Source organism: Streptomyces sp. NBC_01214, from assembly GCF_026340975.1.
Classification (GTDB): domain Bacteria; phylum Actinomycetota; class Actinomycetes; order Streptomycetales; family Streptomycetaceae; genus Streptomyces.
Map to the genome: position 1 here is coordinate 1792960 of NZ_JAPEOS010000001.1, position 18299 is coordinate 1811258.

General features: G+C 72.4%; 21 protein-coding genes. 9 read left to right on the forward strand and 12 right to left on the reverse strand.

Annotation, left to right across the window (positions count from 1 at the left end):
- Positions 1-9 precede the first annotated feature (9 nt).
- A complete protein-coding gene (locus OG594_RS08395; RefSeq protein ID WP_266596742.1) occupies positions 10-579 on the reverse strand; it encodes a hypothetical protein in 570 nt (189 codons plus the stop codon).
- Between the two features lie 78 nt (positions 580-657).
- On the opposite strand from OG594_RS08395, the gene OG594_RS08400 reads away from it, so the two are divergent.
- Positions 658-1386, forward strand: coding sequence for a hypothetical protein (locus tag OG594_RS08400; RefSeq protein ID WP_266596744.1), 729 nt, complete (start codon positions 658-660; stop codon positions 1384-1386).
- A gap of 309 nt (positions 1387-1695) precedes the next feature.
- On the opposite strand, the gene OG594_RS08405 is transcribed toward OG594_RS08400, so the two are convergent.
- The gene (locus tag OG594_RS08405; RefSeq protein ID WP_266596746.1) at positions 1696-2118 is read right to left on the reverse strand and encodes a MarR family winged helix-turn-helix transcriptional regulator; all 423 of its coding nucleotides are present in this window, start codon (positions 2116-2118) and stop codon (positions 1696-1698) included.
- 94 nt (positions 2119-2212) lie between these two features.
- On the opposite strand from OG594_RS08405, the gene OG594_RS08410 reads away from it, so the two are divergent.
- The 3 genes from OG594_RS08410 to OG594_RS08420 all read left to right on the forward strand — a co-directional run bounded on the left by OG594_RS08410 (position 2213) and on the right by OG594_RS08420 (position 4585).
- Entirely contained in the window at positions 2213-3235 is a 1023-nt protein-coding gene (locus OG594_RS08410; protein ID WP_266596748.1) for an NADP-dependent oxidoreductase, read from the forward strand.
- Positions 3236-3299: 64 nt separating this feature from the next.
- Positions 3300-3722, forward strand: a complete 423-nt coding sequence (locus tag OG594_RS08415; protein WP_030011104.1) for an organic hydroperoxide resistance protein — start codon at positions 3300-3302, stop codon at positions 3720-3722.
- Between the two features lie 62 nt (positions 3723-3784).
- On the forward strand, positions 3785-4585 hold the full coding sequence (locus OG594_RS08420) for an EI24 domain-containing protein (RefSeq protein WP_266596751.1): 801 nt from the start codon (positions 3785-3787) through the stop codon (positions 4583-4585).
- Positions 4586-4603: 18 nt separating this feature from the next.
- On the opposite strand, the gene OG594_RS08425 is transcribed toward OG594_RS08420, so the two are convergent.
- Positions 4604-5497 (reverse strand): NAD(P)-dependent oxidoreductase, encoded by an 894-nt coding sequence (locus OG594_RS08425; protein WP_266596753.1) that lies wholly within the window; start codon positions 5495-5497, stop codon positions 4604-4606.
- 96 nt (positions 5498-5593) lie between these two features.
- Here OG594_RS08425 and OG594_RS08430 point away from each other — a divergent pair, with 96 nt between their 5' ends.
- Positions 5594-5929, forward strand: a complete 336-nt coding sequence (locus OG594_RS08430; protein WP_266596754.1) for a helix-turn-helix domain-containing protein — start codon at positions 5594-5596, stop codon at positions 5927-5929.
- A 3-nt stretch (positions 5930-5932) separates the two neighbouring features.
- Here the strand turns inward: OG594_RS08430 and OG594_RS08435 are convergent, their stop codons facing one another.
- From OG594_RS08435 to OG594_RS08445, 3 genes are read right to left on the reverse strand one after another with little or no spacing between them, the layout of a single operon-like run.
- Positions 5933-6655, reverse strand: a complete 723-nt coding sequence (locus OG594_RS08435; protein ID WP_266596756.1) for a PaaI family thioesterase — start codon at positions 6653-6655, stop codon at positions 5933-5935.
- A gap of 13 nt (positions 6656-6668) precedes the next feature.
- Entirely contained in the window at positions 6669-7388 is a 720-nt protein-coding gene (locus OG594_RS08440) for a carbon-nitrogen hydrolase family protein (RefSeq protein WP_266596758.1), read from the reverse strand.
- 4 nt (positions 7389-7392) lie between these two features.
- Positions 7393-8292, reverse strand: a complete 900-nt coding sequence (locus OG594_RS08445) for a LysR substrate-binding domain-containing protein (RefSeq protein WP_323185176.1) — start codon at positions 8290-8292, stop codon at positions 7393-7395.
- Between the two features lie 58 nt (positions 8293-8350).
- Between OG594_RS08445 and OG594_RS08450 the strand changes: the two genes are divergently transcribed.
- Positions 8351-9151 (forward strand): NAD(P)-dependent oxidoreductase, encoded by an 801-nt coding sequence (locus OG594_RS08450; RefSeq protein WP_266596762.1) that lies wholly within the window; start codon positions 8351-8353, stop codon positions 9149-9151.
- A gap of 60 nt (positions 9152-9211) precedes the next feature.
- Complete coding sequence (locus OG594_RS08455; RefSeq protein WP_266596764.1) at positions 9212-9535, forward strand: putative quinol monooxygenase; 324 nt, start codon at positions 9212-9214, stop codon at positions 9533-9535.
- Between the two features lie 13 nt (positions 9536-9548).
- On the opposite strand, the gene OG594_RS08460 is transcribed toward OG594_RS08455, so the two are convergent.
- On the reverse strand, positions 9549-10124 hold the full coding sequence (locus OG594_RS08460; RefSeq protein WP_266596766.1) for a TetR/AcrR family transcriptional regulator: 576 nt from the start codon (positions 10122-10124) through the stop codon (positions 9549-9551).
- A 214-nt stretch (positions 10125-10338) separates the two neighbouring features.
- On the opposite strand from OG594_RS08460, the gene OG594_RS08465 reads away from it, so the two are divergent.
- Positions 10339-12783 (forward strand): beta-glucosidase, encoded by a 2445-nt coding sequence (locus tag OG594_RS08465; protein WP_266602722.1) that lies wholly within the window; start codon positions 10339-10341, stop codon positions 12781-12783.
- A gap of 87 nt (positions 12784-12870) precedes the next feature.
- Here OG594_RS08465 and OG594_RS08470 read toward each other — a convergent pair whose 3' ends face one another.
- Positions 12871-13770, reverse strand: coding sequence for an SGNH/GDSL hydrolase family protein (locus OG594_RS08470; RefSeq protein WP_266596768.1), 900 nt, complete (start codon positions 13768-13770; stop codon positions 12871-12873).
- A 249-nt stretch (positions 13771-14019) separates the two neighbouring features.
- Here OG594_RS08470 and OG594_RS08475 point away from each other — a divergent pair, with 249 nt between their 5' ends.
- Positions 14020-14514 carry a DUF3145 domain-containing protein gene (locus OG594_RS08475; protein ID WP_266596770.1) on the forward strand — a complete coding sequence of 165 codons (495 nt, stop codon included), beginning with the start codon at positions 14020-14022 and terminating at the stop codon, positions 14512-14514.
- 159 nt (positions 14515-14673) lie between these two features.
- Here the strand turns inward: OG594_RS08475 and OG594_RS08480 are convergent, their stop codons facing one another.
- From OG594_RS08480 to OG594_RS08495, 4 genes are all read right to left on the reverse strand, one after another.
- The gene (locus OG594_RS08480; RefSeq protein ID WP_266596772.1) at positions 14674-15951 is read right to left on the reverse strand and encodes a beta-ketoacyl synthase; all 1278 of its coding nucleotides are present in this window, start codon (positions 15949-15951) and stop codon (positions 14674-14676) included.
- Positions 15952-16030: 79 nt separating this feature from the next.
- Positions 16031-16279, reverse strand: coding sequence for an acyl carrier protein (locus tag OG594_RS08485; protein WP_030009997.1), 249 nt, complete (start codon positions 16277-16279; stop codon positions 16031-16033).
- Between the two features lie 57 nt (positions 16280-16336).
- Complete coding sequence (locus OG594_RS08490) at positions 16337-17341, reverse strand: ketoacyl-ACP synthase III (protein WP_030009996.1); 1005 nt, start codon at positions 17339-17341, stop codon at positions 16337-16339.
- 19 nt (positions 17342-17360) lie between these two features.
- The gene (locus OG594_RS08495; protein WP_323185177.1) at positions 17361-18284 is read right to left on the reverse strand and encodes an ACP S-malonyltransferase; all 924 of its coding nucleotides are present in this window, start codon (positions 18282-18284) and stop codon (positions 17361-17363) included.
- Positions 18285-18299: the final 15 nt, after the last annotated feature.

Here is an 18299-nt window from a genome sequence, read left to right on the forward strand (position 1 = left end):
GCGGTGCCTTCAGGAGGCGCCTTCCCCCTCGTCCACGGCGAACCGCTGGAGCAGGCCGTAGGTGAACTCCGCCACGCAGGGCCGCCCCCGCGCGGCGAAGGCCAGGCGCCAGCGGGTCGGCGCGGTGCCCTCCATCGGTCGGACCGGCGCGAAGGCCCGCGCGACCTCGTCCACCGTCGTCGACCAGGGCCGCAGGTCGTCCGCCGATTCCAGTACGGGCCCCCGCGCGCCCGGGGCCCGTACGAGCCACTCGTTCCACACGGCCCCGTCCGGCGCGGCCAGCACCTCGAAGCGCAGGTCCGGCCAGAGCGGCAGCGGCCACAGCAGGGCCTCGCACTCCAGGTCGCCGATCGTGCGGTGCTCGGCGGACTCCGGCGGACCGAGCACCGAGCGGTACCGGGTCAGGGCCCCGCGGGAGCGTGGTGACCGGACCATCGCCTGCCAGCGTTTGTTCGCCTCCCGCTGGTCCGCGAGCGAGGCGCCCAGCCGGCGGCGGGCCTCGTCGGCAAGGTCCGGCTGGAAGTCGGCCATCCGCCGCAAGAGCACCAACTGGAATCCGGTCGGCCCGAAAGATGTCATGGAAGCAACGATTCCACACAGGATCCTTACGTTCTCGGGATCCGGATGTTGCCGCAGACCACGTAGCCTGCGGGCGCCATGAACTATTGCCACGCCTGCCGGAGGCACCTCAACGGCGCACTGGCGTGCGCCGGATGCGGAACCCCCGCCGAGTACCTGATACCTGCCGCCCCCGCCGCCGTGCCGGCTGCCGATCCGGCCGCCGCGCCCGCCGCCGAGGCGCCCGTCCCCGGACCGCCGCCCGCACCGGCCGAGGTCGCCGACTCGCTCGTCGTGCTGTCCGCGCCGAACGAGCGGCGCGCCGGTGCCCGTCGCCGGGTCACGCACCGGCGCCGCCGCCGGACCGTGCTGTCGCTCTCGCTCGGCCTGCTGATCGCGGTCGCGGGTTCCATGGCGGTGGCCCGCATGGCCACCGACGGGGAGCGCACCGACCGGGCCGAGACCGTGGTGCTGACCGACGACGGACCACAGGAACCCGCCCCGCTGCCCGACGCTCCGACGGCCGGCGCGCCCACGGGGCCCGGGAAGGCCACGACGAGGGCCGCCGTCGCGGGTGCGAAGAAGGCCGGTACCGCGGCGCCTTCCGGGAGCATCGCGCAGCCGGGTCCGGCCTCGTCCGCCCCCGCGCCCCCGACGTCGGGCCAGGCCTCCCGTACTCCCGGTCCAGGACGGTCCGTAGGAGGAACCGCGTCGGGGAAGCCCTCGCCGAGCGGCTCCACGGGAACGCAGGCACCGTCACCCCCACCGTCCCCGACGCCGACGCCCTCGCCGACCAAGGACTGCTGGATCTTCTGCGGCTGGTTCTAGGGGGCCTAGATCCCCGCCCCCGCCGGGGCACCTTCGTGTGCGGGCCGGAAGGGGGCGTACGGGCCCCGGGCGGCCATGGCGTTCTGCATGGCCGTCAGCCTGCGGACGAAGGGGACGGCGAGTGCGGCCGCGGCGACGACGAGCAGGTCGGGGCAGATCCCCAGGGTGGCGGCGGCCGCCCGCGCAGGCGGTCGAACGTACTGCCGACTCCGGACGCGCGTCCGGAAGGTTCTTTCGGCTGGTCGGTCGGGTCGGCCCGGGCCGGCCAGGGGCGTCCCGGGCCGGTCGGTGCCCGGGCCGGTCGCGCCGTCAGGCCAGCATGCGCCTGAGGAGGTCCCGCAGGACCGTCCGTTCCTCCGCGGACAGCCCGGCCAGCGGTTCGCGGGCGAAGTCCAGCGATTCGCGCAGCCGCTCCGCGGTCAGCGTGCCCTCCTCGGTGGGAGCGGCCAGCTTCACCCGGCGGTCCGCCGGGTCCGGGCGGCGCTCGACCAGGCCGCGGGTCTCCAGGCGGTCGACGATGCCGGTCACGTTCGAGGGCTCGCACCGCAGCTTCAGTGCGATGCGCCGCATCGGCAGGGGCTCCAGGGAGAGCATGTTCAGCACCTTGGCCTGGGCGCCGGTGAGCTGGTGGCTGGCGGCCGCGTGCTCGTACTCCGTGTGATAGCGGGCCACGACGTCGGCGATGAGCTCGACGACTTCGATGGTCACTGGGTCTACGCGACGACTGGGCATGGAACCAGCGTACCCATTTACTTGACAACATGAAATATCTAGGCGCATGGTTGTTTCACCTAGTGAAGCAATTCGTTCTGACCAGGAGCGCCGCATGTCTCAGATCCCCGCCGTCAGCCGCGAGTGGCACCTCGTCCGTCGCCCGCAGGGCTGGCCCGTCGCCGAGGACTTCGCCCTGCGCGAGGTGCCCGTGTCCGCCGAGCCCGCCGCCGGCCGGATCCTCGTGCGCAACCTGCACATGTCCGTGGACCCCTACATGCGCGGCAGGATGAACGACGTGAAGTCGTACATCCCGCCCTTCCAGCTCGACGAGCCGATGCAGGGCGGCGCGGTCGGCGAGATCGTCGCCTCCTCCGCAGAGGGCTTCGCCGTGGGCGACCACGTCCTGCACATGCTGGGCTGGCGCGAGTACGCGGACCTCGACGCCGCGCACGCCGTCAAGGTGGACGCCTCGCTCGCCCCGCTCTCCGCCTACCTCGGCGTCCTCGGCATGCCGGGCCTGACCGCCTACGCCGGACTCTTCGAGGTCGCCTCCTTCAAGGAGGGCGACTCCGTCTTCGTCTCCGGCGCCGCCGGTGCGGTCGGCAGCCTCGTCGGCCAGTTCGCCAAGATCAAGGGCGCGTCCCGGGTGATCGGCTCGGCCGGCTCGGACGAGAAGGTGACGCTGCTCACGGAGAAGTACGGCTTCGACGCCGCCTTCAACTACAAGAACGGCCCCGTCGCCGAGCAGCTGCCGGTTGCCGCCCCCGAGGGCATCGACGTCTACTTCGACAACGTCGGCGGCGACCACCTGGAGGCCGCCATCTCCTCGATGAAGGTGCACGGCCGGGCCACCCTGTGCGGCGCGATCGCCGGCTACAACGACACCGAGGCCGCCCCCGGTCCGCGGAACCTGATGCAGGTCATCGGCAAGCGCCTGCGCCTGCAGGGCATCCTCGTCAACGACCACAACGGCCTGCAGCAGCAGTTCGTCCAGGACGTCGCCGGATGGCTGCGTTCCGGCGAGCTGCGCTACGACGAGACCGTCGTCGAGGGCGTCGAGAACGCCACCTCCGCCTTCCTCGGCATGCTGCGCGGCGAGAACACCGGAAAGATGATCGTTTCCTTCACCGGTTAGGCTCACTGCACACCGTCGTGATCGTGGGCGCGACTCACGGCGATTACCAGGAGGATCTTCCTTTATGTCCATCCAGCAGTCCGACGTCGCCTACACCGCTGTCGCCACCGCCGAGAACGGCCGCGACGGTCGCGTCGCCACCAACGACGGCCAGCTCGACGTCGTCGTGAACCCGCCGAAGGAGCTCGGTGGCAGCGGCGCCGGTACCAACCCGGAGCAGCTGTTCGCCGCCGGCTACAGCGCCTGCTTCCAGGGCGCCCTGGGCGTCGTCGCCAAGAACGTGAACGCCGACATCTCCGGCTCCACGGTCACCGCCGAGGTCGGCATCGGCAAGAACGACGAGGGCTTCGGCCTGATCGTCAAGATCTCCGCCGTGATCCCGAACGTGGACGCCGCCACCGCCAAGGACCTCATCGAGAAGGCCCACGAGGTCTGCCCGTACTCCAAGGCCACCCGCGGCAACATCACCGTCGAGCTCGCCGTCTGATCCGGCGCTCGTAGCGAAGGCCGCACCCCGACCGGGTGCGGCCTTCGCCGTAAACTGGCCCCATGCGTGATCTTGCGGGGGGTTTCCGGTATCTGCTGGCCGGACAGCGATGGGTGTTCCGTCACGGCCGGTGGCTGGGCTTCGGGCTGCTGCCCGGGCTCGTGGCGCTCGTCCTCTACGCCGGCGCCCTGATCGGGCTCGGCTACGGAGCCGACGACCTGATCGCCTGGGCCACCCCCTTCGCCGACGACTGGTCCTCGCCCTGGCTCTCGCTCTTCCGGGGCTTCCTGACCACCCTGTTCTTCGGCCTCGGGCTGTTCCTCGCGGTGATCACCTTCACCGCCGTGACCCTGTTGATCGGCCAGCCGTTCTACGAGTCCCTCTCGGAGCAGGTCGACCGCAGCGAGGGCGGCGAGGTGCCGCAGTCGGGGCTCCCGCTCTGGCTGGAGCTGTGGGTCTCGGCCCGGGACAGCGTGAAGGTGCTCGCGCGGGTGCTGCTGTACGGGATCCTGCTCTTCGCCCTCGGTTTCATCCCCGTGATCGGCCAGACGGTGGTCCCGGTGCTCGGCTTCTGCGTCTCCGGATACTTCCTGACCCAGGAGCTCACCGCCGTGGCCCTCCAGCGGCGCAAGGTGGAGCTGCGCGACCGGCTGGAGCTGATGCGCTCGCGGCGGATGCTGGTGCTGGGCTTCGGGGTGCCGCTGGTGCTGGCGTTCCTGGTGCCGCTGGTCGCGGTGTTCCTGATGCCGGGCGCGGTGGCCGGGGCCACGCTGATGGCCCGCGACCTCATGCGCAGCGACGAGGCTCCGGCCGCCGAAACCACCCCCGCGGGTTTCGGACCGCCGCCGCCCGCGTACTCGTAGCCGCAGCCCTGCGGCCGCCTACCGCTTCAGCAGCAGGATGGCCCCCGTCGTGTCCTCCCCGCCGTGCGCGGCCGGATCCGCGGCCAGCCGGCGCCGCAGCAGGTCCACGTACGGGGTGACCAGCTCGGTGCTGACGCCCTGTTCCTCGGCGGTGCGCAGCATGGTGCCGGTGCCCGTGATCTGCATGGCCAGGTTGGACACCACGCCCGAAGTGAAGTCCCGAGAGGTCAGCCGCTCGGCGGCGTTGCCGACGAAGAAGCCCATTGCGCCGAGCCACTCGGACAGCAGCGGAGCCAGGTCCTTCGGGGCGATGTCCTCGCCGTCGATCAGTGCGTAGGCGTGCGAGATGCCGGCGAACATCCCCCACATCGCGCTGAGCAGCGCCACGTCGTGCAGGGCCGCGTGCCCGGGGTCCTCGCCGACGAAGCGGGACCCGGTCGGTACGTCCAGGACCGCCCGGCGGCTGTCGAAGAGCGCGCGGGAGCCGCTGTAGAAGACGTACCCGCCGGCCTCGGGGACGCCGATCATCGTCGGCGTGGCCATGATCCCGCCGTCCAGGTAGCGGGCGCCGCGCTGCTGGGCCCAGGCGGCGCGGGCGCGCGCCTCGGCCGGAGTGCCGGTGGTGAGGTTGACGAGGTCCTTGCCGGTCAGGTCGATGCCGTCCAGGGTGGCGCCGACGCTGGCGTCGTCCAGCAGGCAGACCACGACCAGCGCGCTCGCGGCGACCGCGTCGGCCGCGGTCGCGGCGACGGAGGCCCCATCGGCGGCCAGCGCCCCGGCCTTGGCGGGGGTGCGGTTCCAGACGGTCAGGGAGTGCCCGGCGGCGAGCCAGGTGCGGGCGAGGGCGGTGCCCATGTCGCCGAGGCCGAGGAGGGTGAGGGAATGCTGAGGTGTGGTGTGGGTGTCAGTCATGACGTTTAGCCTGTTGGCAGGCGGCAGGACGCTCAAGTACGCACTTCGGAGTGGGTGGTTACCCAGAAGTGAGCGAACAGGTGGGGAGGGTGCGCGATGGCGGTGACACGAAGGCCCGGTGCTGATCAATGCGGGATCGCGGCGGCGATGTCCGTGATCGACGGGAAGTGGAAGGTGTCGCTCCTGTGGGTGCTGGATCAGCGGCCCCATCGGTTCGGTGAACTGCGCAGGCTCGTCCCGGGTGTCTCCGAGAAGGTGCTCGCCGCCCAGCTGCGCGAGCTGGAGGCCGACGGCATCGTGCACCGCGAGGTGTACGAGGAGGTCCCGCCGCGCGTCGAGTACTCCCTGACCCCGCTGGGCGAGGACCTGAACGCGGCCCTGGAACCCCTGGGGGCGTGGGGCGGCAAGCACCTGCTGGCCGACACCGCGTGAGGATCACGCCCGCGGCTGGACCCACAGCGCCTCGGCGACCGCGCAGAGTTCCCCGTCGGCCGTGGCCAGGGCCGTGCCCACGGTGTACTTGCGGCCCGAGGACGACAGCATCCAGGCGTACGAGACCAGCCCTTCGCCCACCGGCACCGGCCGCAGCAGCCGGGCGCCGAGCGCGGCGGTGACCGCACCGGCCGGGCGGCCGTCGAGCAGCCGCCCGGCCGCGTTCCCGGGGCAGTCCAGCGCTCCCCACACCAGCTCGGGCGGCAGCAGGCCGTCCGCGCCCCCGAGTTCGGGTGCGGGCGTCCAGGCCGCGGCGACCAGCTCGCGGCCCGGCACCGTACCGCAGTGCAGGCGCAGCCCGGTGGCGGGCGTGCGGTCCAGGCCGCAGCCGAAGCAGTCGGCCTGGCCGTCCGGCGGGTCCGCCCGGAAGGCTTCGGCCGCAGCCACGGCCCGGTCCCAGGACGGGGCTTCGGGGCAGTGCGCGCCGGGCGCCCCCACCGGGGTCGCCACGGCCAGCAGCAGCTCGCCGTCCGTCAGCTCGCAGCCGCCGTCCGCGGTCGCCGCGAGCCGCACCGGCGCCCCGGTCGGCACGGGCCGCCTGAAGTCCACCCGTACGTCCTCGGCGGCGGCCCGGGCGGCCAGTACGCCCGCCACGTAGCCGCCGAAGGCCACTCCCGGATATCCGTGGAGGCGTTCCGGAACCGTGATCGTCTCGAAGTCGCTCATGGCGCCCACCCCATCACACCGGGGCCGTCGCGACCGAGGCCGTCACCACCGAGGGCGTACGGTCGTCGGCCTCGGCCAGCAGGGCGCCGCCCGGGGCCCACACGGCCGAGCGGCCGCAGCCGGTCCACGGGCCGGCCGGGCCGACGTGGTTGGCGAGGACCACGTACAGGTCGTGCTCGCGCGCGATCCCGGGGTGGACGGTGGCGCGCTCGTGGATCCCGTCGCCCGTCCCGTACAGGGAGCTCGCCAGGTGGACCCGGCAGCCGTCGGCGGCGCCCCGGCCGGGCAGTTCGGGGAAGTGGTTGTCGAAGCAGATGCCCAGACAGAAGCGGATCCCGCCGAGTTCGAAGCGCCCGTCGCCCCGGCCGGGTTCGAAGACGTCCTGCTCGTGCCGGTAGAGGTGCTGCTTCGCGTACGTCGTCACGTGCGCGCCGTCCGCGTCGTGGACCAGCGTCGCGATCGCGGGGCGCGGGCCGCCGGTGGGCAGGGCGACGTTGACCGCGGTGGCGATCCCGGCGGCGCGCAGCGGATCCAGCCGGGGGTCGTCGGCGGCCGTCCACAGGCCCGGGTCGGCGGCCAGTGCGGCGAGCTCGTAGCCGGTGAGCGCGAGCTCGGGGAACACCACCAGCGCGGCACCCTGTTCGCGGGCCGCGGCGGCGAGGTCCGCGGCCCGCGCGACGTTGGCCCGGACATCGGCGGGGATGCAGGTCAGCTGTGCTGCGGCGATCTTCACCCGGTCAGGATGTCAGCCCGGCCGCGACCTCCTTCAGCAGGGCCAGGAAGGCGAGGGCGGCGGGGGAGGGGGAGATCCCGCGCGGGGTGGCGGCGTAGACCCGGCGGCGCGGGGTGTCGTCCGGGTGCAGGGGGACGAGCGCGAGGTCGGCCCGTGCCGAGGAGGCGGCGAGCGCCGGGACCAGGGTGACGCCGAGCCCGGCCGCGACGAAGCCCTGCTTGGCGATCCAGTCGGCGGCGACGAAACCGGTGCGCGGGCGGAAGCCGCCGGCCAGCGCGGAGTGCATGAGGGTCTCCTCGGGCCGGGTGTCGGCCGCGATCCACTCCTCGTCGGCCAGTTCGGCCAGCCGTACGTCGGTGCGCCCGGCGAGCCGGTGGCCGCTCGGCAGGGCCACGTACATCCGCTCGTCGAGCAGGTGGTGCGCGGTGCAGCCGCGGGGCGGCTGCGCGGAGGTGTCGGCGACGACGGCGAGGTCGAGGTCCCCGGCGGCGAGCAGGGCCAGGTGCTTGGCGGAGGGGCCCTCGGCGCGGACGACGGCCACGGCGGGGTGGCGGCTGCGGAAGGCGGCCAGCGCACGGGGCAGCAGGGCGGCGTCGGCGGTGGAGAAGGCGCCGATCCGCAGCCGTCCGGCGCCGAGGGCGCGCAGCGCGTCGAGTTCGGCGCGGGCGGTGCGCAGCCGCTCGCCGACGGCCTCGGCGTGCGGGAGCAGGAGGTGCCCGGCCTCGGTCAGGCGGACCCCGCGGGGGAGGCGGTCGAAGAGCGGGGTGCCCCACTCGTCCTCCAGGGTCTGGATCTGCCGGGACACGGCGGACTGGGTGTAGCCGAGAGAGCGGGCGGCGGCGGTGAAGGAGGTCAGGCGGGCCACGCTCAGGAAGACCTCGTACAGGCTGTGCGAAGTGGGCATGGCAGTCATGCTAGACATTCGCTTGTCGCATGAATGAGCCCGACCTAGCGTCATGGGCATGGACACAGCACAGAAGATCGCGTTCCTCGGCCTCGGCCACATGGGCGCCCCGATGGCCCGTCACCTGCTGGCCCGGGGGCACGGGCTGACGGTGTGGAACCGCACGCCGGGCAAGGCGGACGCACTGGTGGCGGCCGGCGCGACGGTCGCCGCGACGCCCGCCGCGGCCGTCCGCGACGCGGACCTCGTCATCACGATGCTGGCCGGGCCGGCGGCCCTGCGCGCCGTCGCGGAGAGCGCGCTGCCCGCCCTGCGGCCCGGCGTCCACTGGATCGACACCTCGACGGTCGGGCCGGAGGCGGTGCGGGAGCTCGCCGGGCGGCTGCCGGAGGGGGTGACGCTGACCGACGCGCCCGTGATGGGGAGCGTCGACCGGGCGGCGACGGGGGAGTTGTGGGTGCTGGCGGGCGGCGACCCGCTGCCCGGCCCGGTCCGGGCGGTCCTCGACGCCCTCGGCGAGGTCACCGCGTGCGGCCCGGCGGGCTCCGGCGCGGCGCTGAAGCTGGTGCTGATCAACGCGGCGGTCGGCGGGGTGGCCCTGGTGGTCGAGGCGCTGAAGTTGGGCGGGGCCCTGGGCCTGCCGCAGGAACTGGTCCGCACGCAGCTGGCCCGCGGACCGCTGGCGGGCGCGGTGGCCCGGGCGTACGCCGACGCCTCGCACTTCCCGGTCTCCCTGGCCGCGAAGGACGTGGCCCTGGCCACGGCCCACGCGCCGCTGCCGATCCTGGAGTCGGTCCACGCCGCGCTGACGTCCCGCCCGGACCTCGCGGCCCGGGACCTCTCCGCCCTGCGCCCCTGACCCGGCCGGCGCCGGGGGGAGTTCGCCCGCGGTGCGGATCAACCTGCATAAAATGCCGGTGTGATCTTCATTGTGGTGAAATTCCCCGTCAAGCCCGAATACGTCGACGCGTGGCCCGACAAGGTCGCGCCCTTCACCCGCGCCACCCGCGCCGAACCCGGGAACCTGTGGTTCGAGTGGTCGCGCAGCCTGGAGGAGCCGAACACCTACGTGCTGGTCGAGGCCTTCCAGGACGACGCTGCCGAAGCGCACGTCACCTCCGAGCACTTCAGCGCTGCGCTGGAGACCATGCGGCCGATGGTGACCCGTACGCCCGAGATCGTCAGCACCACCATCGGGGGTGCGACCGGCTGGAGCCGCATGGGCGAGCTCCAGGTCGACTAGACACCCCTGAGGCCTATGCTTCCGGCCCCCTCAGCAGGGTCAGGAAGGCGCGGAAGGCGGCGGGCATGTCCACCGACTCGGGGGCCAGCAGCCACTGGTACTGGAGACCGTCCATGACCGCCGTCAGCAGCGGTGCCACCTGCTCCGGGGTGAGGCCCGAGGGCAGGCGGTCACCGAACTCGGCGCGCAGCACCGCCGCCATCTCCGAGCGGACCTGCGCGTAGCGCTCGGTGAAGAACTCCCGGGCCGGGTGCCCGTCGGTGACGCTCTCGCCCAGCAGCGCCGAGAAGGTCTGCACGATGCCCGGGCGCATGGCGTTGTACTCGACCAGCGAGTCCAGCAGGTCCAGGCGCCAGGCGTCGGCGGCGGAGCGCGAGCCGCCGCCCGTGTCCCAGCGGTCTCGTTCCTCCAGCACCGCGACCAGCAGGGCCTCCTTGGTCGGGAAGTAGTGCAGCAGCCCCTGCTGGGTCAGACCCACGCGTTCGGCGACGGCGGCCAGGGACGCGCCCCGGTAGCCGCGCTCCGCGATCACCTCGACGGCCGCGCGGACGATCTCCCCCCGGCGTTCCTCGCTCCTCGCCCTGACCATCGACCCGGCACCCCTTCCCGTTCATGCGCTGAGCCCTGCCCACAGGACCGTACGGCATCCAAATATCACGAACAGATTACGAACCCTACCGTTCAACAGGTATCAGGTCCACGATGGGGGCACCGCACCGAGCAACCGCACTCAATGAGGAGGCACGGCCGTGACCGATGCCGATCAGGTCCGCGATCAGGTCCGCGATCAAGCCCGCGATCAGATGCGCAACGACGCCGTCGAGGCGGCGCTGGGCAAGCTGGACCTCGACACCAAGGCCCGGCTCCTGGCCGGCCAGGACATGTGGTCCCTGCCCGCCGTCCCCGCGATCGGGCTGGAGTCCCTGGTCTTCTCCGACGGGCCCATCGGGGTCCGCGGCGTGCGCTGGACCGCTGACGACCCGTCCATCGCCCTGCCGTCCCCGACCGCGCTCGCCGCCGCCTGGGACCCGGAGCTCGCCCGCCGCGCCGGCCGGCTCCTCGCCGAGGAGGCCCGCCGCAAGGGCGTGCACGTCCTCCTCGCACCCACCGTCAACCTGCACCGGTCCCCGCTCGGCGGCCGGCACTTCGAGTGCTACTCCGAGGACCCCCACCTCACCGGCGCCGTCGGCGCCGGCTATGTGAACGGCGTCCAGGACGGCGGCGTCGGCACCACCGTCAAGCACTTCGTCGGCAACGACGCCGAAACCGACCGGTTCACCGTCGACAGCGTCATCGCGCCGCGCCCGCTGCGCGAGCTGTACCTGGCGCCCTTCGAGGCCATCGTCGCCAATGCCCACCCCTGGGGCATCATGACCGCCTACAACCAGGTCAACGGCACGACCATGACCGAGCACCAGTACCTCGTGAACGAGGTCCTGCGCGCCGAATGGGGCTTCGACGGCTGCAACGTCTCCGACTGGATGGCCGCCCGCTCCACCGCCGGCGACGTCCTCGGCGGCATGGACGTGGCCATGCCCGGCCCCACCACCGTCTACGGATCCGCCCTCGCCGAGGCCGTCCGCGCCGGCGAGGTCCCCGAGTCCGCCGTGGACGACGCCGTGCGCAACGTCCTGCGCCTCGCCGCCCGCGTCGGCGTCCTGGAGGGCGCCCCCGCCGCCGTGGAGAGCGCCCCGGCCCCGATCGACGGCCAGGCGCTGGCCCGCGAGCTCGCCGCCCGCGGCTTCGTCCTGGTCCGCAACGAGGGGGCGCTGCCGCTCGAGGGGTCCGCCGGCCGTACCGTCGCCCTCTCCGGCGCCGCCGCCCGCGACGCCCGCGTCCTGGGCGGGGGCAGCGCCACCGTCTTTCCCGAGCGGATCGTCTCCCCGCTCGACGGCCTCACCGCCGCCCTTCCCGAAGGCTCCCTCACCTACAGCATCGGCGCCGACCCCTCCGACGAGCTCACCCCCGCGGGCCAGGGCTTCGAGCTCCACGCCGTCTGCCGCGACGCCACCGGGACCGTCATCGGCGAGGGCGCCCTGCCCTCCGGCCAGGTCCAGTGGATCGGCGACGACCTGCCCGCGGGGGCCACGTACGAGACCATGGCGAGCATCGAGGTCCGCGGCACGCTCGTGCCGCGCGAGAGCGGCGAGCACGCCTTCGGCACCCGCGGACTCGGCGCCTTCACCCTGGCTGTCGGCGGCGAGCGGCTGTGGAGCGGCATCCAGGAGATGGGCAACGAGGCCGACCCCTTCGAGGCCTTCTTCGGCGCTCCCCACGAGCGGGCCCGCGTCACCCTCACCGAGGGCGAGCCCGTCGAGGTGTCCCTGACCTTCCAGGTCCCCGACGTGTCCGCGCTGCCGCTCAGGGCGATCATGTTCTCGCTGCTCCACCTCGGCCCGCGGCGCGACGCCGACGAGCTGATCGCCGAGGCCGTGGCCGCGGCGCGCGGGGCCGACACCGCCGTCGTGGTCGTCGCCACCACCGAGCGCGTGGAGTCCGAGGGCTTCGACCGGCAGGACCTCACCCTCCCCGGCCGCCAGGACGACCTGGTGCGCGCCGTCGCCGCCGTGAACCCGAACACGGTGGTCGTCGTCAACGCGGGTTCCCCGGTGGAGCTCCCGTGGCGCGAGGACGTGGCCGCCGTCCTGCTGACCTGGTTCCCCGGGCAGGAGGGCGGGGCCGCGCTGGCCGACGTACTCCTCGGCGACGCGGAGCCGGGCGGGCGGCTGCCCACCACCTGGCCCGCGCGGTTCGCGGACGCGCCCGTTACCGAGGTCGTCCCGACCGACGGGCGCCTGGAGTACCGCGAGGGGCTCTTCATCGGCTACAGGGCCTACGAGAAGCACGCCGTGAGTCCGGCCTACCCCTTCGGGCACGGACTCGGCTACACCGACTGGACGTACGAGTCCCTGGAGGTCACCGCCGACACGGTCCGGGTCCGCCTCACCAACACCGGCGCCCGCCCCGGCCGCGAGGTCGTCCAGGTCTACCTCGCCCCCGTCGCCACTGCGTCCGACGGCGCGCCGAGCACGACGGTGGAACGCCCGGCGAGTTGGCTGGCCGCCTTCGCGGGCGTCGCGGCGGGCCCCGGCGAGAGCGTCGAGACCGAGATCCCGCTGCCCGCCCGGGCCTTCGAGATCTGGGACGAGCAGGCCCGCGGCTGGTGGCGGATCGACGGGACCTACGAGGTCCGCGCGAGCCACTCGCACGGTGACACCCGGCTGACCGCGACGCTCGACCTCGCATGACACGCCGAATGGCCGGAATTCACCCCTGAGGACCGGTCCGGGGGCGGGACCTGACTTCCGCCCCCGGACCCTTTCCGCACCAGAGCGTCAACGCGGCGGTTCGGCCGCCGTCACCTGGCGGTGCGCCAGTTCCGCGAGCCGCGCCTGCCCGTCCTTGCCCGGATGGAACCAGTCCCACCGGCTCAACTGATCCGCCGCGAAGGGGTACTGGAACACGGCGCCGCCGTCGTAGCGGCACAGCGCGTCCTTCGCGCAGACCTCGCGCAGCACCTCGTTGTACTCCACCACCCGCGCCCGCACCTGCTCGCGCCGGGCCGTCGCCCCCGAGGCCGCCGACAGCGGATCGGCGAGCATGGACTGACAGATCCCCAGCTTCCAGATCTGCCGCACCATCGGGAGGTCCTTGCCCTGCTCCCACAGCCGCTGCAGGTCCGGCACGCTGGAGACGTACACCTGGGAGGTGGGGGACGCGGCCCGCAGGTCCGCGAGGGCCTTCTCGAACCCGGAGCGGAACTCCGCCACCGGGGTCATCGACGAAGCCGTGGCCCGGCAGGCGTCGTTCGAGCCCACCATCACCGTGACCAGGTCGGGCTTGTGCGCGGCGGCCCCGGCCAGCTGGGCCGGCAGGTCCGCCATCCGCGAGCCGGTCACCGCGTAGTTCCAGCTGCGCGCCGGCGCCGCGGCGTCCCCGAGCAGCCGGGCGGCCAGCGAGCGGACCGCGGGGTCGTTCCCGGTGGCCCAGGAGACCTCCGGGCAGTCGGCCAGCACCGAACAGGCGTCGAAACCACGCGTGATGGAGTCGCCCACGGCCGCGATCGAGGCGGGTGCCGTGTTCCAGCGCGGTGCGGCCTGCGCCCCGCGTTCGCCGCCCTGCTCGCCCGACCCGCCCGAGCTGCACCCGGTGGCCGCCCCGGCCAACAAGAGGAACGCCGCGCCCGCGCCCGCGAGGGTCCGGCGCGCGCGGCGGCGCGGAGCGGTGGTGCGCATGGGAAGGGGCCCTCCTTGTCGTCCCCACGTCGTTCGGGGGGTCCTGCTGAGTGAAAGCTCTTTGTTTAAGGGTCTTGGAGCGACCGTACGTCACACCAGGACCCCTGGCGCACGGTAGCTTTTTCCCGTGGCGTTTCGGCCGCAGGTCTCGTAGCGCAATGTCAAAAAATTTCCGTTACATTACATCACGTCACATACTGTCCGTTTTCTGGAGTTTATTCCCGACCTCGTCCCATACTGGAGGTCCCGGTGACGACACGTGGAGTTCTGTACGTGCATTCCGCACCGCGCGCGCTCTGCCCGCACGTGGAATGGGCTGTTGCGGGCGTGCTCGGGGTGCGGGTGAACCTCGACTGGATCAGACAGCCCGCTTCCCCGGGCACCTGGAGAGCCGAGTTCTCCTGGCAGGCCGAAGCGGGCGCCGCCTCGAAACTCGCCTCCGCGCTGCGCGGCTGGCACCTGCTGCGCTTCGAAGTGACCGCGGAACCGTGCCCGAACGCCGAGGGCGAGCGCTACAGCTCCACCCCGGAGCTCGGCATCTTCCACGCCGTCACCGGCATGCACGGCGACATCCTGATCCCCGAGGACCGGCTGCGCGCCGCCCTGGCCCGGTCCGCGCGCGGCGAGACCGACCTGGAGGCGGAGATCGCCAAGCTGCTCGGCAAGCCGTGGGACGACGAACTGGAGCCCTTCCGCTACGCGGGCGAGGGCGCCCCGGTCCGCTGGCTCCACCAGGTGGTCTAACCGCCGGCGATGCAGAAGGCCCACCCAGGATCCTGGGTGGGCCTTCTACGCGTTGCCGCGGTGGTTGCGGTGTTCGAAACGACGAACACCGCAACCATCAAGTGAGCAACCCCCGCGGCGGGCGACCACATCCGCGAGAGCGGCGCCGGCTTAGGCGCACTAAACGGTGCGGAACGCCAGGGTCACGTTGTGGCCGCCGAAGCCGAAGGAGTTGTTGATCGCGGAGATCGGGCCCTCGGCCGGCAGCTTGCGCGGCTCGCCGACGACGATGTCCGCGTCGATGTCCTCGTCGAGGTCGTCGATGTTGATCGTCGGCGGGGCCAGCCGGTGGTACAGCGCCAGCACGGTCGCGACCGTCTCGATACCGCCCGCGCCACCCAGCAGGTGACCCGTCATCGACTTGGTCGCGGAGATCGCGATGTGGTCGAGGTCGTCGCCCAGCACCTTGCGCAGGGCCTTCAGCTCGGCCGTGTCACCCTGCGGGGTCGACGTGGCGTGCGCGTTCAGGTGGACCAGCTCGGCCGGGTCCAGACCCGTGTTGTCGAGCAGGTTCTGCACCGCGGCCGCGACACCGCGGCCGGTCGGCTCCGGCTGCGCGATGTGGTGGCTGTCCGCGGACAGACCCTGGCCCAGCACCTCGCAGTAGACCCGGGCGCCGCGCGCAGCGGCGTGCTCGGCGGACTCCAGGACGATGACGCCCGCGCCCTCGCCCAGTACGAAGCCGTCACGGGCCTTGTCGTACGGACGGGAGGCCTGCTCGGGGTTCTCGTTGTTCTTGGACATCGCCATCATGTTGGCGAACGCGGCGATCGGCAGCGGGTGGATCGCCGCCTCGGTGCCGCCCGCGACGACCACGTCGGCGCGGCCGGAACGGATCATCTCGACGGCGTAGCCGATGGCCTCGGCGCCGGACGCACAGGCGCTGACGGGAGTGTGCACGCCCGCCTGGGCGTTGACCTCCAGGCCGACGTTGGCCGACGGGCCGTTCGGCATGAGCATGGGGACGGTGTGCGGGGAGACCCGGCGCACGCCCTTGTCCTTCAGGACGTCGTACTGGTCGAGCAGGGTGGTGACACCGCCGATGCCGGAGGCGATCACGGTGCCCAGACGCTCGGGCGCGACGAAGGCGCCCTCTTCCGCCTCTTCGCCGGCCGGGGTGGTGTAACCGGCGTCGGCCCACGCCTCGCGGGCCGCGATGATGGCGAACTGTGCCGAGCGGTCCAGCTTGCGGGCCAGCGGCCGGGGGAGGACCTCGTTCGGGTCGACGGCGGCCCGAGCGGCGATGCGTACCGGGAGTTCGGCGAAGCGCTCGCCCTCCAGGGGCTTGACGCCGGAACGGCCGGCAAGCAGACCTTCCCAGGTCGAAGCGCTGTCGCCACCCAGCGGAGTGGTTGCGCCGATACCGGTGACGACCACGGTGCGATTGGTCGGGCTCACAGGAATTCTTTCTCCACGTCTCAGGGGGTGCTGAATTGTCACGGCGCCACCGCCGGGTGGCGACAAACGCTCGTCAGGCTCAGGCCTGGTGCTTCAGGATGTAGTCAGCGGCGTCGCCGACCGTCTTGAGGTTCTTGACGTCCTCGTCCGGGATCTTGACGTCGAAGCGCTCTTCGGCGGCGACGACGACCTCGACCATGGAGAGCGAGTCGACGTCCAGGTCGTCGGTGAAGGACTTCTCGATCGCGACGTCCTCGGTGGGGATACCGGCGATCTCGTTGACGATCTCCGCGAGACCCTCGACGATCTCTTCCTGCGTGGCGGCCATGTGGCGCTCCTTCTCTAGCTAACTGAGGTGAAACAGGGCGGGATGTGGATCCCAGCCCTAGGGGAGGGTAACGACCGTCGCGGCGTAGACGAGTCCCGCCCCGAAGCCGATGACGAGCGCGGTGTCGCCGCTCTTCGCCGCTCCGGTCGCCAGGAGCCGCTCCATAGCGAGCGGAATCGAGGCGGCCGAGGTGTTGCCGGTGGTCTCCACGTCACGGGCGACCGTGACGTGCTCCGGCAGCTTCAGAGTCTTCACCATCGAATCGATGATCCGCATGTTCGCCTGGTGCGGAATGAAGACGTCCAGGTCGTCCGCGGTGATCCCGGCCGCGTCGAGCGCCTGCTGGGCCACCTTGGCCATCTCGAAGACGGCCCAGCGGAAGACCGCCTGACCCTCCTGGGTGATGGCCGGAAACTTTTCGCCGCCGTCCTTGCCGAGGTACTCGTCCCACGGCACGGTCTGCTTGATCGTCTCGGACTTGTCGCCCTCCGAACCCCACACCGTGGGGCCGATGGCCGGCTCGTCCGAGGGACCGACGACCACGGCGCCGGCGCCGTCACCGAACAGGAAGGCCGTCGCGCGGTCCTCCAGGTCGGTCAGGTCCGAGAGCCGCTCCACGCCGATGACGAGGACGTACTCCGCGGAACCTTCCACCACCAGACCCTTGGCCAGGGTCAGGCCGTAGCCGAATCCGGCACAGCCGGCGGAGATGTCGAAGGCGGCGGGCTTGCCCGCGCCGATCCGGTGCGCGATCTCGGTCGCGACGGCCGGGGTCTGCTTGAAGTGCGAGACCGTCGAGACGATCACGGCACCGATCTGCTCCGGGGCGACACCGGCATCGGCCAGCGCCTTCCCCGAGGCCTCCACCGACATCGCGGAGACGGTCTCCTGGGGCGAGGCCCAGTGCCGGGTCGCGATGCCGGAGCGGGATCGGATCCACTCGTCGGACGAATCGATGGTCTCGAGGATGACCTCGTTGGGCACCACACGGGTCGGGCGGTAGCCGCCGACACCGAGGATGCGGGCGTAAGGGGAGCCCTTGGCCGGCTTGATCTTGGACATGCTGTGTGGGCTCCTTCTCTCAGGCCGTCAGTTCGGCGATGAGCGCCGCGGCCTTGTCGAGATCGTCCGGGGTCTTCAGAGCCACGCTCGGTACGCCCTTCAGCGCGCGCTTGGCCAGACCCGTCAGGGTGCCACCGGGGCAGAGCTCGATGATCCCCGTGACGCCCAGCTCGGCGAACGTCTCCATGCACAGGTCCCAGCGGACCGGGTTGGCGACCTGACCGACCAGGCGGGCGACGACGTCGGCGCCCGTGGCGACGACGAGGCCGTCCTTGTTCGAGACGTACTTCAGCGCCGGGTCCGCCGGGGTGAGGGCCTCGGCGGCCTTCTCCAGCGTGGCGACCGCGGGGGCCATGTGGTGCGTGTGGAACGCGCCCGCGACCTTGAGGGCGACGACCTTCAGGGAGCCTTCGGGCTTTTCGGCCTCCAGAGCGGCGATCTGCTCCATCGTGCCGGCGGCCACGATCTGACCCGCGCCGTTGATGTTGGCGGGCGTCAGGCCCAGCTTCTCCAGGTGTGCGACGACCACGTCGCGGTCACCGCCGATGACCGCGGCCATGCCGGTCTCGGTGACGGCGGCGGCCTCGGCCATCCCCAGACCGCGGGTCCGGACGAACGACAGCGCGTCGGCCTCGGACAGCACGCCGGCGTAGGCGGCGGCGGTGATCTCACCGACGCTGTGGCCTGCGACGGCGCCGAAGGCGGCCGGGGAACCGAGCGCGGACGCGGACAGCAGACCCGCGGCGACCAGCAGGGGCTGGGCCACGGCCGTGTCGCGGATAGCGTCGGCGTCTGCGTCCGTGCCGTAGTGGGCAAGGTCCAGCTCGATGGCGTCCGACCAGGCGGCGACGCGGTCAGCGGCACCGGGAAGTTCGAGCCAGGGAGTCAAGAAGCCGGGCGTCTGAGCGCCTTGGCCGGGAGCGACGAGTACGAGCACCCTCACACTCTCTCTTGTGGA